This window comes from Tessaracoccus lapidicaptus (assembly GCF_001693815.1).
GTDB classification, from domain to species: Bacteria; Actinomycetota; Actinomycetes; order Propionibacteriales; family Propionibacteriaceae; genus Arachnia; species Arachnia lapidicapta.
The window spans coordinates 20,515-34,192 of record NZ_MBQD01000025.1; the positions used below are offsets into that span (position 1 = coordinate 20,515).

Annotated in this window: 13 protein-coding genes; 7 read left to right on the forward strand and 6 right to left on the reverse strand. The window is 71.8% G+C overall.

Annotation, left to right across the window (positions count from 1 at the left end):
* Positions 1 to 188: 188 nt before the first annotated feature.
* The 4 genes from BCR15_RS11895 to BCR15_RS11910 form a co-directional block, all read right to left on the reverse strand.
* Positions 189 to 947: an ABC transporter permease gene (locus tag BCR15_RS11895; RefSeq protein WP_068752437.1), complete on the reverse strand. Its 759-nt coding sequence runs from the start codon at positions 945 to 947 to the stop codon at positions 189 to 191.
* Positions 944 to 1,876, reverse strand: coding sequence for an ABC transporter ATP-binding protein (locus BCR15_RS11900; protein WP_068752438.1), 933 nt, complete (start codon positions 1,874 to 1,876; stop codon positions 944 to 946). Before BCR15_RS11900 ends, BCR15_RS11895 begins: the two co-directional genes overlap by 4 nt.
* Entirely contained in the window at positions 1,873 to 2,214 is a 342-nt protein-coding gene (locus BCR15_RS11905) for a PLD nuclease N-terminal domain-containing protein (RefSeq protein ID WP_068752439.1), read from the reverse strand. Before BCR15_RS11905 ends, BCR15_RS11900 begins: the two co-directional genes overlap by 4 nt.
* Before the next feature lie 103 nt (positions 2,215 to 2,317).
* Positions 2,318 to 4,066: a DEDD exonuclease domain-containing protein gene (locus BCR15_RS11910; RefSeq protein WP_068752440.1), complete on the reverse strand. Its 1,749-nt coding sequence runs from the start codon at positions 4,064 to 4,066 to the stop codon at positions 2,318 to 2,320.
* Positions 4,067 to 4,127: 61 nt separating this feature from the next.
* Between BCR15_RS11910 and BCR15_RS14435 the strand changes: the two genes are divergently transcribed.
* The gene (locus tag BCR15_RS14435; protein ID WP_078920226.1) at positions 4,128 to 4,403 is read left to right on the forward strand and encodes a hypothetical protein; all 276 of its coding nucleotides are present in this window, start codon (positions 4,128 to 4,130) and stop codon (positions 4,401 to 4,403) included.
* A 58-nt stretch (positions 4,404 to 4,461) separates the two neighbouring features.
* Complete coding sequence (locus tag BCR15_RS11915; protein WP_068752441.1) at positions 4,462 to 5,574, forward strand: C40 family peptidase; 1,113 nt, start codon at positions 4,462 to 4,464, stop codon at positions 5,572 to 5,574.
* Positions 5,575 to 5,684: 110 nt separating this feature from the next.
* On the opposite strand, the gene BCR15_RS11920 is transcribed toward BCR15_RS11915, so the two are convergent.
* Positions 5,685 to 6,533, reverse strand: a complete 849-nt coding sequence (locus BCR15_RS11920; RefSeq protein WP_197971758.1) for an alpha/beta hydrolase — start codon at positions 6,531 to 6,533, stop codon at positions 5,685 to 5,687.
* Between the two features lie 270 nt (positions 6,534 to 6,803).
* Between BCR15_RS11920 and BCR15_RS11925 the strand changes: the two genes are divergently transcribed.
* The 5 genes from BCR15_RS11925 (at position 6,804) to BCR15_RS11945 (ending at position 12,412) form a co-directional block, all read left to right on the forward strand.
* A complete protein-coding gene (locus BCR15_RS11925) occupies positions 6,804 to 7,565 on the forward strand; it encodes a lysophospholipid acyltransferase family protein (RefSeq protein WP_068752443.1) in 762 nt (253 codons plus the stop codon).
* Entirely contained in the window at positions 7,558 to 8,781 is a 1,224-nt protein-coding gene (locus tag BCR15_RS11930; RefSeq protein ID WP_068752444.1) for a sensor histidine kinase, read from the forward strand. Before BCR15_RS11925 ends, BCR15_RS11930 begins: the two co-directional genes overlap by 8 nt.
* Complete coding sequence (locus BCR15_RS11935) at positions 8,778 to 9,455, forward strand: response regulator (protein ID WP_141680127.1); 678 nt, start codon at positions 8,778 to 8,780, stop codon at positions 9,453 to 9,455. The genes BCR15_RS11930 and BCR15_RS11935 overlap by 4 nt, the downstream gene beginning before the upstream one ends.
* A 531-nt stretch (positions 9,456 to 9,986) precedes the next feature.
* The gene (locus BCR15_RS11940) at positions 9,987 to 11,372 is read left to right on the forward strand and encodes a class II 3-deoxy-7-phosphoheptulonate synthase (protein ID WP_068752445.1); all 1,386 of its coding nucleotides are present in this window, start codon (positions 9,987 to 9,989) and stop codon (positions 11,370 to 11,372) included.
* Positions 11,369 to 12,412: a threonine aldolase family protein gene (locus BCR15_RS11945; protein WP_332061136.1), complete on the forward strand. Its 1,044-nt coding sequence runs from the start codon at positions 11,369 to 11,371 to the stop codon at positions 12,410 to 12,412. Before BCR15_RS11940 ends, BCR15_RS11945 begins: the two co-directional genes overlap by 4 nt.
* On the opposite strand, the gene BCR15_RS11950 is transcribed toward BCR15_RS11945, so the two are convergent.
* Positions 12,413 to 13,612, reverse strand: a complete 1,200-nt coding sequence (locus BCR15_RS11950; RefSeq protein WP_068752446.1) for a hypothetical protein — start codon at positions 13,610 to 13,612, stop codon at positions 12,413 to 12,415. It abuts the gene before it with no gap.
* Between the last annotated feature and the right edge of the window lie 66 nt (positions 13,613 to 13,678).

Consider the following 13,678-nt stretch of genomic DNA (forward strand, 5'->3'; position numbering starts at 1 on the left):
GGTCGCTCCGCGACGCGGGCTCCTCAGGGAGCGAGTAGACGCCCGCGGTCGCTCCGCGACCCGGGCTCCTCAGGGAGCGAGTAGACGCCCGCGGTCGCTTCGCGACGCGGGCTCCTCAGGGATCGGGGAGGCCACGCGGGGCCCTCAGGGATCGGGGAGGCGACGCGGGGCTCCTCAGGGATCGACAGTCACAGCTCGCGGCGCTCGAAGACCTTCACCGCAGCCCACACCAGCACGGCCGTAAGGATCGCCGTCGTCACCGCCGGCCACAGCACCTCGACCTCCAGGTCCGCGCCCAGCGCCGCCGGGGCGCCCGCCATCCCCGCGGGCGTCCAGCGCAGCATCGGACCCCAGATGCCGGAGAGCATCAGCAGGAAGAAGAACCCCAACCCGATCCCGGCCGCTCCCGCCCCCGAGTCGACCGCGGCCGAACCCAGCAGCACCACCGCCACCAGCAGCAGAGCGAACAGGAGCCAGGCCGCCGTCGCCGCCACCAGTGGCCCGAACGGGGCGTCGGGGAACCAGATGAGCGTGAGCCCCCAGGTGATGAGCATCCCCACCAGGGTCGCCGCGACCAGCAGGATCGCCGTCGACACGAACTTCGCGAGCACGAACCCCGCCCGCGACACCGGCTTGGTCAGCACCATGATCGACGTCCCCACCCGCTTCTCGCCGGAGATCGCCCCGCCGAGCGCGATGATGAGCGCGAAGACCACCAGCTGGCTCAGGTTCTTCGTCCACTGGGCGTAGGAGTCCACCCAGGTGGGATCGGGCAGCATCCCGGCGAAGACGTCGCCACCCAGCGACGCCAGCAGCTCGGCCGTGTACGCCGCCGTCGGCGGCCCCGACACAGCGGAGAAGATCAGGATCCCCGGCACCACCCAGATCCGCCACGTCCGCACGATCTCCAGCAGATCCTTCGCCAGTAGCGCCCGGAAGCTCCTCACCGGCCCACCCCCACCAGTCCGACGAACACGTCCTCCAGCGACACCTCGAGCTCGTCGAAGCGCCGCAACCCCAGCCCGAGGCGGGCCAGCAGCCCGGGCAGGGCCTGGCGGGCGGCGTCGAGGTCGTTGACGACGACGTCGGTGGCCTGCCCGTCGTGGGGCACAGGCGTGTGCCGCACGCACCACGGCTCGGCCTCCACTGCGGCGACCAGCGCGCCGATGCCGTCGGTCACCGCGATCCGCACCGTCGTCGACCCGCCGTGTGAGCGCCGCAGTTCGTCGACGGTGCCTTGGACCACGAGGCGGCCGCGGTCGAGGACGGCGACCTGGTCGCAGACGCGTTCCACGTCGCCCAGCAGGTGGCTGGAGAACAGCACCGTGGTGCGGCCGCGCAGCGAGGCGATCATCTGCAGCACATCCGCGCGCCCGAGCGGGTCGAGGGCAGACGTCGGCTCGTCCAGGATCAGCAGGTCAGGGGCGTTGATGAGCGCCTGCGCGATCCCCAGCCGCTGCTTCATGCCGCGGGAGTAGCCGCCGACCGGGTTGCGGTTGCCCGCCAGGCCGGCCATGTCGAGCAGCGCGTCCGTCCGCTGGCTGAGCTGGGGCTCGGGGATCGCGAACAGCGACCCCGCGAACCGCATGAACTCCGCGCCCGTCATCCACGGATAGAACCCGGGCACGTCCGGCAGGAAGCCGACGCGGGCGTGGATGGCGTCGCGCTCGGTGGAGGTGTCGCGGTTGAAGATGCTGGCGCTGCCCGCCGTCGGCGGGGCCAGGCCGAGGAGGATCCGCAGCATCGTCGTCTTGCCCGCGCCGTTGGGGCCGAGGAACCCGAACACCGACCCCTCGGGAACGGTGAGGGACACGCCGTCGAGGGCGCGGACGGTGCCGTACTGCTTGGTGAGGTCGCGGGTCTCGACGACGTTCACTTGCCGTCCTCGCGGTCGCCGTACAGGAGGTCGACGGTGTCGTCGGCGCGCTGCCGGGCCGCGCGACGGGCCGGCGGGGTGGGCTCGTCGTAGCTCTCACCGACGGCGCGGGCGCGGCCGCGGCGCGCGATGAGGAACGCGACGGGGCCGAGGATCTGCAGGAACAGGATGAGCGCGAGCCACACCCACCTGTTGGGCGGCGGCATGTGCGTCTCGGGGGTGCGGGCCCACGCGAGTAGCGCGATCACGAGGAGCGCCATCTCAACCACGACCAGGACGCCGAGGGCGACGAGCAGCCCGACGGGGAGGTCGGCCAGATCGGCCAGGTCAGGATTCATGGCGGTGCCTTCCGTGCGGTGCCGCGGGCTGGCGTCGTCGCCCGCCCCGTGTGATCACCGTAGTGCCGGGCAGGTTCCGCCGGCGCTGAGGCGCGCGGAGGGGTCAGGAGGCGAGGCGGATCGCCGGCTCCAGCGGCAGGCACGGCTCTGGGCCGAGCAGCTCCGCCGCCAGCGCGCCCTCGGGCAGCCCGGCGTTGACGGGCCAGGCCCAGTCGCCGTCGGTCTCGATCAGCCGCACCCCGGGCAGCTCCAGCCACGCCGCGATCCGCTCCGCCTCCTCGACGCTGCCCGCCGGCAGCCCGCCGCTGGGAGCCAGCACGGTCTCCGCTGTGGCGGCGGCCTCCTCGGCCGCGAGCCGCGCCTGGGCCGACGGCGCCGTCGTGGCCGCCGCGAGCTTGCCGTAGCGGATGACGTGGATGTCCCACCCCTGCGCGGACGGGATGGCCGCGACCAGCTGCCGGCACAGGGCCAGCGACCGGATCCGGTGGAACCTGATGGAGGTCCGGTAATAGGCGGTCAGCCGGTCGGAGATCGTGCCGGCCTCCTCGAACCGCTCCTGCTCGACCAGCTTGCGCATCCGCAGCCGCACGCTGCGCAGGACGGGGCGAACGTCGGTGAGCCAGCTGTCGGTCACGGCCTGCGCGATGGCGGGATACGCGGCGGCGCCGTCGCCCAGCCGGCACGGCGCGACGCAGCGCCCCATCTCCGCCAGCGCGCACGCCGTCGACTCCTTCCGCGGTGACAGCCGCGTGGTGCAGCGGCGCAGGAGGAAGGCGTCGTAGAGGGTGAGGGCGGCCTCCTCGGCGGCGTCGCGGGAGCGGAAGGGGCCGAAGTAGGTGCCGTCCTCGCGGACCTTCGTGACGATCGACAGCCGCGGGAACGCTTCGTCGGTCAGCTTCAGCCAGCTGATCTTGCGCTGGTTCTTCGACCGGCGGTTGTAGCGCGGCGCCAGCGACTCGATCATCCGCAGCTCCCGCACCTCTGCCTCGAGGTCCGTGGCGCACGGCACGAACTCCACCCCGGACGCCACCCGCACCATCTCGTGGATCCGCCCGCGCTTCTCCGCCGCCGAGAAGTAGGACCGCACCCGGCGGCGCAGGTTGGTGGACTTGCCGACGTAGAGCACCTCCCGCTTCGCCTCGCCCTCGGGCGTGGTCGAGTCCGCGTAGAAGTAGTAGACGCCCGCACACTCCGGGGCGTTGCTCGCCCACGTCCGCTTGGCCCGGCGGTCCGGCGACACCTGCAGCGCGAACTCCGTCAGGTCCTCCAACGTGTGCACGCCGAGGTTGCCGACCCGCTCCAGGAGGCCGTGCAGGACGTCGACGGTCGCGCGGGCGTCGCTGAGCGCCCGGTGGTTGGGCTCGGTGGCGGCGCGGAAGTACCGCGCGAGGGTGGCGAGCTTGCAGTTGGGCACCTCGTCGCGCAGCAGGGCGGTGCGGGCCAGCGCGACGGTGTCGACGACGGTGGGGCGCGGCCACGGCAGGCCCAGCTCCTCGTAGCCGCGGCGCAGGAAGCCGGTGTCGAAGCGGGCGTTGTGCGCCACGATCACCGCCCCGGCCGCGAACTCCGCGAACGCGGGCAGCACCTGCGACGGCGGGGGAGCGGACGCCACCATCTGGTTCGTGATGCCGGTGAGGACCTGGATCATCGGCGGGATGGGCGCCGACGGCCGCACCAGCGTCTGGAACTCGCCGACGACCTGCCCGCCGCGGACCTTCACCGCGCCGACCTCCGTGATCTCCGAATCGGCCCCGCCCCCCGTCGTCTCCAGGTCCACCACCACGAAGGTGACGTCCGAGAGATGCACACCGAGGTCCTCGAAGGACGGCTGTGCGGGGGAGATGTCCGGCATGGGGCAGACAGTAGAAGACGGGGGTGACAGAAATGTCGGAGGGTGGGGGCAGGGTGGCGCCATGGCAACTCTCCATGTTGATTGCACCACCTGCTCCGCCCGAGGCGCCGGGTGCGCCGACTGCGTGATCTCGCTGCTGCTCGGGGCGCCGGACGACGTCGGGCTCGAGGACGAGGAGCGCAGCGCGCTGGCCGTCCTCGCCGACGCCGGACTGGTTCCGCCGCTGCGGTTGGCCGGGGCTGCCGGCTCGCCGGGAGACACGCCGTCGGCCGCGCGACACGCCGGTCCCACTGGGGGTCCAGCCCGGGGCGGTGAGACGCGTCGTCGAGCAGTTTGAGAAGAGCCTGAAACGCGCTTAAGATTCTCTCAGATTTGTCCTTCCATCTGGAGATGACGTGAACCGAGTTCGACTCGCTATTGCCGCCGGCCTGGCAGCCGCCATCCTCGCCACCTCGGGCATCGTCGCCCAAGCCGATCCAGCAGCGGTGGAGAAGGCGCGTGAGGAACTGGCCCGGATCCACCAGGAGGCCTCGGCGATCGACCAGCAGCTGATCGAGGCCCACGAGCGCGTGCAGCTGGCCGAGGCCAAGCTCAAGACCCTGACCGCGGACCTGCAGGTGCAGGAGGCGAAGGTCGCCACACTCGCGGACCAGATGGGCGACGTCGCCACGCTGCAGATGCAGCAGGACTCCATCAGCGTCACCGCCCAGCTGCTCGCCAGCGGGTCGTCGGACAACTTCCTCAGCGGCTTGGCCACCTACCAGAGCGAACTCGAGCGCTCCAACGCCGGCGTGCAGCAGCTCCAGCTCGACCAGGCCAAGCTCAACACCCTCCGCGAGGACGCCGCCGCGACGGAGGCTGCGCTGCAGAAGGACGTCGCGGCCAAGACCGAACTGGCGAAGTCCTACGACGCGAAGGAGGTCGCCGCCCAGCGCGTGTACGACCGCCTATCCGCCGAGGAGCGCGAGCGCCTCGCGCGCATCGAGGAGGAGCGTCAGCGCGCCGCCGAGGAGGCGCAGCGCCAGGCCGAGGCCCGCGCCGCCGCCGCGGCGGGCACGAGCCGGTCGCGGGACACGGCGGCGGCATCGTCGTCGGCCGCCGCGTCGTCGAGCGCTCCGGCTGCCGAGACTGCGGTGAGCAGCGGGCCGGCGTCGTCGCGGGCGCAGGGCGCGGTCAACGCGGCGCTGGCCAAGGTCGGCAGCCGCTACGTGTGGGGCACCTCCGGTCCCAGCACCTTCGACTGCTCGGGCCTCACCAGCTACGCCTATCGCCAGGTGGGGATCACGCTGTCGCGGTCGTCGCGGGCGCAGTACTCCGGCGCCGGTTACCGAGTTCCGCTGTCGGACATCAAGCCGGGCGACCTCGTCTTCTACTACAGCCCGGTGAGCCACGTCGCGATGTACATCGGCAACGGGCGCATCGTGCACGCCGCCAACCCTCGCACCGGCGTCAACACCGCCGGCCTGCACTCGATGCCGATCACGGGCGTGCGCCGGGTCGTCGGCTGAGTCGCGGGTCCGCGCCGCAGCACGAATAGCAGTACAACGCGACCCCCGATGCCCTCTACGGGCTCGGGGGTCGAGTGTGTCTGCGATTGGTGCCGTCGGTGGCGCGAGGGCTAGCTCAGCGACGCGATGAACCGCCGCGACTCCGCCACGATCAGGTCCGCGTCGTGGTCCAGCGTCGCGACGTGGTAGCTCCGTTCCAGCGGCGCCACCCGCACGTCGCGCACGTCGCGGCGGATCAGCTCGGCGCTCAGGTCGTCGACGACGTGGTCCTGCGGCGAGCGCATCAGCAGCACCGGCGCCTCGACGCCACGTAGCCCGGCCCGCGCCTCACGCCACAGGTCCGTCATCGAGCCCAGGCTGCGCACGGAGAACTTCGGATAGGCGGGCTCGACGACGTGGGGTTTTGCGATGTCCGACGCGATGCCCTTCTGCGGCGGCACCAGCCACCGCACCCGGGACGCGACGGCGATTCGGAGATCCCGCGACGCGATCGCCGGGTTCACCAGCATGACACCCGCGACCTTGTGCCGCGCGGCCAGGCGCAGGGCCAGCGCCCCACCCATCGACAGCCCGCCGACGAACACCTGCCGCCGCTCCGCTGCCAGGTGGAGGTAGGCGTCCTCGACGGCGGCGTACCAGTCCCACCACCGCGTGCGCGCCATGTCCTGCCACGACGTCCCGTGCCCCGGCAGGCGAGGGGCGACGACGCGGGCGCCGGCCCAGCCGTCGTCGGGTGTCGCGAGCGCCTCCGCCCAGGGCCGGATCGCGGCGACGGACCCGGTGAAGCCGTGGGCGAGCACGACGCCGACGTCGCCGTCGCCGAGGTGCAGCGGGCGGGCTTCGGGCCAGACGTGGGGCGCGGGACGGTGGGAGGAGAACATGGCTTGAGGATACGGCGCGGTCGGTGTCGCGGGGGCGTCGTCGTCGAGGGACTCGTCGCGCCGTCGGGGACGCAGCACGAATGACAGGGTTACTCGGGTGCCGAGGCGATATAGGGGGTCGGTGGGGAAGTTCGACGGCGTGTCGTGCCGGAAGGGGTGGGGAGGGCGCCGTCGGGGACGCAGCACGAATGACAGGGTTACTCGGGTGCCGAGGCGATATAGGGGGTCGGTGGGGAAGTTCGACGGCGTGTCGTGCCGGAAGGGGCGGGGATCCGTCAGGCGCGGGGCGGGTCGAGGAGGTGTCGCGCCGGACGGGCGGGGACCGGAGGGTCCCCTAGACTGCCGGGCATGTGGTACCGCTTCTTCAAGGCCCTCATCTTCCATCCCCTGGTGCGGTTCGGCTACCGCGCCAAGGTCATCGGGGCTGAGAACTTCCCCCGTACCGGCGGCGCCATCCTGGTCAGCAACCACATCGGCGCGCTCGACTCGCTCGTCGTGCCCGCCATGATGCCGCGACCCCTCACGTTCCCCGCCAAGGCCGAGCTCTTCACCGGCCAGGGCGGCGTGGGTGCCAAGATCATCGCCTGGTTCCTCAAGGTCGTCGGCATGGTGCCCATGGACCGCAGCGGCGGCCGCGCCAGCGCCGACGCCCTCGGCGCGATCTCCGACCAGCTCGCCGCCGGCCACGTCGTCGCCATCTACCCCGAGGGCACGCGATCCCCGGACGGACGCCTCTACAAGGGCAAGACCGGCATGGCCCGGATCGCGCTGCAGAACGACGTCCCCATCATCCCCGTCGGCGTCGTGGGGACGAAGTCGTACAAGGGCCCGTTCGGGATCCCGTGGGCCAAGCGCCCCGTCGTGCGCATCGGCAAGCCCCTGCGGTTCCCCGAGTTCGCCCACGTCCCCGGCAACACCAAGGTGCTGCGCTGGGTGACCGACGAGGTACTCGCCTCCATCCAGGCGCTCACCGGGCAGGAATACGTCGACGTCTACGCCACCCGCGTCAAGTCCGGCGACCTCAAGGACGGCGGCTCCGACGCGTTCGTCCTGCCGCGCCCAGGGGGCGGCGACAAGCCGCAGCTCGAACCCAGGGACGCGGGTGCCTGAGCAGGCCCTCACCACCACGCGCCCCCGCCGCGCCCGGTCCGCGGCGTGGCCGGGCGGCCAGGCCGTCGTCGGCTTCCGCGACCGCTACGACCTCCTGGGGCGCGTGTACGCCGTCGCCGTCGTCGCGCGCTCGCTGCTCGGCTTCCACGCCGTCTTCGTCAACCTCTTCTACGTCATCCCCTACTCGTACGGCCCGATCGGCGTCACGGCGGCGTCGGTCGCGCTCACCGTCTGGCACGTGTTCATCTCCTGGTGGATGATGGACCCGGCCAACCGGACCGTCCGCGCGCACCTCGCCGACCTCGGCATGACCGTCACCATCATCTTGTACTCGGTGCTGGTCGTGCCACCGGGCGGGTCGCCGCTGTCGATGGCCGGGTACTGGGCCGCGGGCTGCGCCGCCTACGCCGCGATCTTCCTCTCGACGCCGTGGGGGGTCGTGTTCGCACTCGCCACCTCGGCAGCGCTCCTCGGCGTGCCCGAGCACTTCGAGCTGCAACGCCTCGGCGCCTCGTTCGTCACCGTCGTCCTCATCGCCTGCCTCGGCGTCCTCATCCAGCAGTTCCGCGCCACGATCATGGAACATGAACGCGAACGCGTCCGGACCGCGGCCCTGGCCGAGCGCGAAAGACTGTCGCGGATCGTGCACGACGGCGCCCTCCAGGTCCTCGCCCTGGTCGAGCGCGAGGGTCCCGAGATGGGGGAGCGGGGCGCGCGGCTCGCGGCGCTCGCCCGCGAGTCCGAGGCACAGCTGCGGGCGCTGCTGCAGGACCGCGAAGTCGTGGACGCCGACCACGACAACCTCGTCGACCTCGCCGCCGCCCTCGACAAGTACCAGTCCGCCCGCGTCACCGTCTCCACCATGGCCAGCCTCGTCATGGCGCCGCGCGCTGTCGTCGACGAGGTGGAATCGGCGCTGAGCGAGATCCTCACCAACGTCCGCAGCCACGCCGGCCCCGACGCGCAGGCCTGGATCCTGCTGGACCAGGAAACGGACCGCGAGGTGATCCTCTGGGTCCGCGACAATGGGGTCGGCATGAGTGCCGAGCAGGTGACCCAGGCGGCCGAGGCCGGTCGCATGGGCATCAAGGGCTCCATCGTCGGCCGCATCACCGCCCTCGGCGGGAGCGCGCTGCTGAAGTCGTCGCCCGGTGCCGGTGCCGAATGGGAACTGAGGATCCCGATCGACGTCGAGGCAGGAGACCGCGCCAGATGATGAACACCCAGGCACCCATGCGGCGCCGCGTGATGCTCGTCGACGACCATCCCATGTGGATCGAGGCCCTGAGCGAGGACCTGTCCGAGGAGGGCTTCGACATCGTCGCGGTGGCCAAGAACGGCACCGAGTGCCTCGCGCGGGCGCGGGCGACCCGGCCGGAGGTCGTGGTCATGGACCTGCAGATCCCCGAACCCGACGGCGCCACCTGCATCGAACACCTCCTCGGCGAGCTGCCGGACCTGCAGGTGCTGGTGATGTCGGCGTCGGGGGAGCGCGACGACGTCCTGCGCGCCATGAAGGCCGGCGCCAAGGGCTACCTGGTGAAGTCGGCGTCGAAGGCCGAACTGATCGACGGCGTCCGCCGCACCGCCGCCGGCGACGCCGTGTTCACGCCCGGGCTCGCGGGGCTGGTGCTCGGAGAGTTCCGGCGGATGGTGAGCACGGCGCGGTCGCTGAACCAGGAGGGGCCGGTCTTGACGTCGCGGGAGATCGAGGTGCTGCGGCGCGTCGCGAAGGGCATGGCGTACCGGGAGATCGCGGACGAGCTGTTCGTGTCGCACCGCACGGTGCAGAACCATGTGCACAACGTGCTGAGGAAGCTTCAGCTGCATAACCGCGTTGAGTTGACGCTGTACGCGATCGACCAGGGGCTGCACGACCCGTCGGAGTAGGGTTTGAGGGGTTGGGGGATCGACGCCTGCGGCGTCGGCTTCGAGACTCGCCCGGGTGCTGCGCACCGGGCGCGACCTCAGCGAGCGGGGATGGCGTCGGCTTCGAGACTCGCCCGGGTGCTGCGCACCGGGCGCGACCTCAGCGAACGGATGGCGCAACTTCGGCCCAATCGCGCGCCGCGCCGCCTGCACGACACGCCGTCGAAGTGCGCGCTCAACGTCCTATGTCGGGCTGGGGTCCGAGTGGGGCTGTTATTCGTGCTGGGGTTGGGGGATCGACGCCTGCGGCGTCGGCTTCGAGACTCGCCCGGACGGCTTCGCCGTCGGGCGCGACCTCAGCGAACGGACTGGCGCGACCTCAGCGAGCGACAAAGGCGCGACCTCAGCGAGCGAGAATGGGGCGACCTCAGCGAACGGACAAGCGCGACCTCAGCGGGCGGGACGGCGCGACCTCGGCGCGCGGGGGAGCGAGGGGTCCACGGGGGGTCCGGGGGGCGGGGCCCGTTCCGACGGTGCAGTAACCTACGCACCATGTCGAGCATCATCTCCCGGGAAGAACTGCGCGCGCTGCCGATGATCCAGCAGCCGACCTACCCGGATCAGGCCGCCCTGGATCGGACGATCGACGCGCTCGAAGCGCTGCCCCCGCTCGTCTTCGCCGGCGAATGCGACGACCTGCGCCTGAAGCTCGCCGAGGTCGCCGAAGGCCGCGCCTTCCTGCTGCAGGGCGGCGACTGCGCGGAGACGTTCGACGCCGTCACCGCCACCAACATCAAGTCCAAGCTGCTCGTCCAGCTCTCCATGGCCGTCGTCATGACCTACGCGGCGCAGGTGCCCGTGGTGAAGGTCGGCCGCATCGCCGGCCAGTACGCCAAGCCGCGCTCCAAGGACACCGAGACCCGCGGCGACGTCACCCTCCCCGCCTACCGCGGCGACGCCATCAACGGCTTCGGCTTCACCCCCGAGGACCGCGCCCACGACCCCCAGCGCCTGCTGCGCGTCTACAACGCGTCGGCCGCCACGCTCAACCTCGTGCGCGCCTTCGTCAAGGGCGGCTTCGCCGACCTGCGCGGCGTCCACACCTGGAACGCCCAGTTCGTCCGCGACTCCTCCGTCGAGGCCGAATACGAGGAGCTGGCCTCCGAGATCGACCGCGCGCTCGCCTTCATGGTCGCGTGCGGCGTCCACGACGACTCGCTGTCCACCGTCGACTTCTACGCCTCCCACGAGGCGCTGCTGCTCGAGTACGAGCGCGCGCTCACCCGCGTCGACTCCCGCTCGCAGGAGCTCTACACCTGCTCCGGGCACATGCTGTGGATCGGGGAGCGCACCCGCCAGCTCGACGGCGCGCACGTCGAACTGCTGCGTCGCGTGCAGAACCCGCTCGGCATCAAGCTCGGCCCCACCACCACCCCGGAGCAGGCCATCGAGCTCGCCGACCGCCTCGACCCCGACCGCGTTCCGGGCCGCATCACCTTCATCACCCGCATGGGCGCCAAGAAGGTCCGCGACGTCCTGCCGGGCGTCATCTCCGGCATCGAGGCCACCGGCCGGAAGGTTGCCTGGGTGTGCGACCCGATGCACGGCAACACGTTCGAGGCCGCCAACGGCTACAAGACGCGCTCCTTCACCGACGTCGTCGACGAGGTCAACGGCTTCTTCGACGTCCACGAGCAGCTCGGCACCTGGCCCGGCGGCTTGCACGTCGAGCTGACCGGCGACGACGTCACCGAGTGCGTCGGCGGCATCTTCAACCTCGGCGAGGACGACCTGGCCAACCGCTACGAGACGGTGTGCGACCCGCGCCTCAACCGCAACCAGTCGCTGGAGCTGGCGTTCACCGTCGCCAAGCGCCTGCGCTCGGGGCGGCTGGGCCGTGTGAACCCCGTCCAGGAGTTCAGGGCCAAGGAACTGTGACCGGACCCCGCGACATGATCGACCTCCGCTCCGACACCGTCACCCGCCCCAGCGCCGCGATGCTCGCGGCCATGGCCGAGGCCCCCGTCGGCGACGACGTGTACGGGGAGGATCCCACGGTCGCGGAGCTTGAGGCCGAGGTCGCGGGGCTGTTCGGCAAGGAGGCGGCGCTGTTCTGCGCCACCGGCTCGCTCAGTAACCTGCTCGGCGTCTGGCTGCACACCGCACCCGGCCGCGAGGTCCTCTGCGACGCCTACGCCCACATCGCCCGCGCCGAGATGGGCGCCCACGGTGCGCTGCACGGCGTGACGATGCGCACCTGGGTGTCCGAGCGCGGCCGCCTCGTCGCCGACGACGCCCTCAACCTCGTGGCGGTTAACTGCCGGCCCTACCTCGTCGAGACCGCCTGCCTCGAGGTGGAGGACACGCACAACTTCGGCGGCGGCACCGTGCAGGACTACTCGCAGCTCTCCGCGCTCAGCGAGGGCGCGCGGGAGCTCGGCGTCGCGACGCATCTCGACGGCGCCCGCCTCGCCAACGCGGTGGCCGTGACCGGCCGCCCGCTCAGCGACTACGGCCGCCTGTTCGACACCGTCAGCTACTGCCTCTCGAAGGGTCTTGGCGCCCCTATCGGCAGCGTGCTGGTGGGCACCGCCGAGCAGATGTCGCGGGCGCGGGAGCAGCGCAAGCGCCTGGGTGCCGGGTGGCGGCAGGCGGGCGTGCTCGCCGCGGCCGGCCTGGTCGCGGTGCGGGAGAACATGGGCCGCATCGTCGACGACCATCGCGCCGCCCGCACCCTGGCCGCCGCCATCAACGAGGCCTGCCCGGGCGCCGTCGACGAGGCCGGGGTCGAGACCAACATCGTGCTCATCCCGACGCCGGGAGCGCCGGCGATCGCGGCGCGGCTCGCCGAGCGCGGCGTGCGGATCAGCGTGCTCGGCCCGACGTCGCTGCGTGCCGTCACCCACCTCGACGTCACCGAGGAGCAGTGCCGCGAGGCCGGGGCCGTCATCGGCGCCGAGCTCGCCTCCCTGGCCTGATCAGCGCCCGGCCAGCTCCGGGAGCGGGCGCGGCCACGCGCCCAGCTCCTGCCACACGAAGTCCGGCACGCGCCCGAAGAAGCCGTGCAGGAACTGGGACGCGCGATCGATGTCGTCGGGGAGCCACTGGCCGCCGTCGCCCACCCGGATCCGCGACCCCTCGACCTGGAACGACGGCGCTCGCACCGCCAGCATCCACTCCATCTGCCGCTGGTGCACGACGTCGGACGCGAACCTCGGGTTCGGGCAGCGGACCTTGAACCGCCGGTTGAACTCCTCCCACTCGAACGACTGCGCCGCCCCGAACAGGCCCCAGTTGACGCTGATGTCGCCGAACGGGAACGTCGTGCGGAACTCGCACAGCTCCTCGCTGTGCCGGCGGGTCTCGGTGTGCGTGCGGCCCTGCGCGTCGGTGCGGGTGTGGGTGGTCTCCCACTCGTGGCGCAGCCGCACGAAGGGAATGCCGGCGTTCTCGGAGTGGATGATGTCGACGGCCTTGTGGTTGCGGCCGCCGCCGGTGTGCTCGAGGAGTTCCAGGTACGAGTCGTCGCGGGGGACGTAGGTCCAGGAGGGGCGCCGGTGGAAGCTGAGCGACGACGGGGGCGGGGGAGCCGCGAACTCCATCGCCCGCGACGCCCGCAGCCGGGCGCGGACCGCCGCGAGGGTCTCGATCGCCGCGGCCAGCTGGTCGGCCTGCTTCGGCGCGTCGATGAGGACGAGCCGGTCGCCGTCGACGCTCACCCGGTACGGGCCCGCCAGCGCGGGGGCGGCGGCCTCGGCCAGGATCGCCGCGTACTCGGCGTCGGGTGCCGACGCCGTCACCGGCCCGAGCGTGACTAAATCGCCGAGCCGCAGCTGGGGCGCGTCGCCGTGGGACACCTCGCCCTCCATGAGGCTGTGGGGCAGTGGCATCGTGACGACGTACCCGCCCGAACGCCACTGCGAGCTCTTGTAGCGGAACGCGGAGAACGGGGTGCCGTCGGATGCCTGCCCGGTCACCTGGTCGTCCACGGAGCGGCTGAAGCCGAGCCCGAACGGCGGCACGTTCAGCCCGAACGCCACCGCGATCGACGGTGACGTGACGAACGTCCAGCCTCGCTCGCGCAGCTGCTTGACGTACAGGTGCCGGTGGATGCCCCACGCGGCGGCGCCGATGACGACCGCTCCGATGATGAGCATGAGCAGTAGGCCGAGATCCATGCCGACGATTGTGACAGGGCCCGCGGTCACGGCCGTCGGGCGTGACGTAACTCACACCAGGGAGCA

Bases quoted from the DNA above. Each gene is read 5' to 3' on its own strand.
- BCR15_RS11905 (WP_068752439.1), bottom strand. From the start codon at position 2,214: ATGAATCCTGACCTGGCCGATCTGGCCGACCTCCCCGTCGGGCTGCTC.
- BCR15_RS11910 (WP_068752440.1), bottom strand. From the start codon at position 4,066: ATGCCGGACATCTCCCCCGCACAGCCGTCCTTCGAGGACCTCGGTGTG.
- BCR15_RS14435 (WP_078920226.1), top strand. From the start codon at position 4,128: ATGGCAACTCTCCATGTTGATTGCACCACCTGCTCCGCCCGAGGCGCC.
- BCR15_RS11925 (WP_068752443.1), top strand. From the start codon at position 6,804: ATGTGGTACCGCTTCTTCAAGGCCCTCATCTTCCATCCCCTGGTGCGG.
- BCR15_RS11935 (WP_141680127.1), top strand. From the start codon at position 8,778: ATGATGAACACCCAGGCACCCATGCGGCGCCGCGTGATGCTCGTCGAC.
- BCR15_RS11940 (WP_068752445.1), top strand. From the start codon at position 9,987: ATGTCGAGCATCATCTCCCGGGAAGAACTGCGCGCGCTGCCGATGATC.
- BCR15_RS11950 (WP_068752446.1), bottom strand. From the start codon at position 13,612: ATGGATCTCGGCCTACTGCTCATGCTCATCATCGGAGCGGTCGTCATC.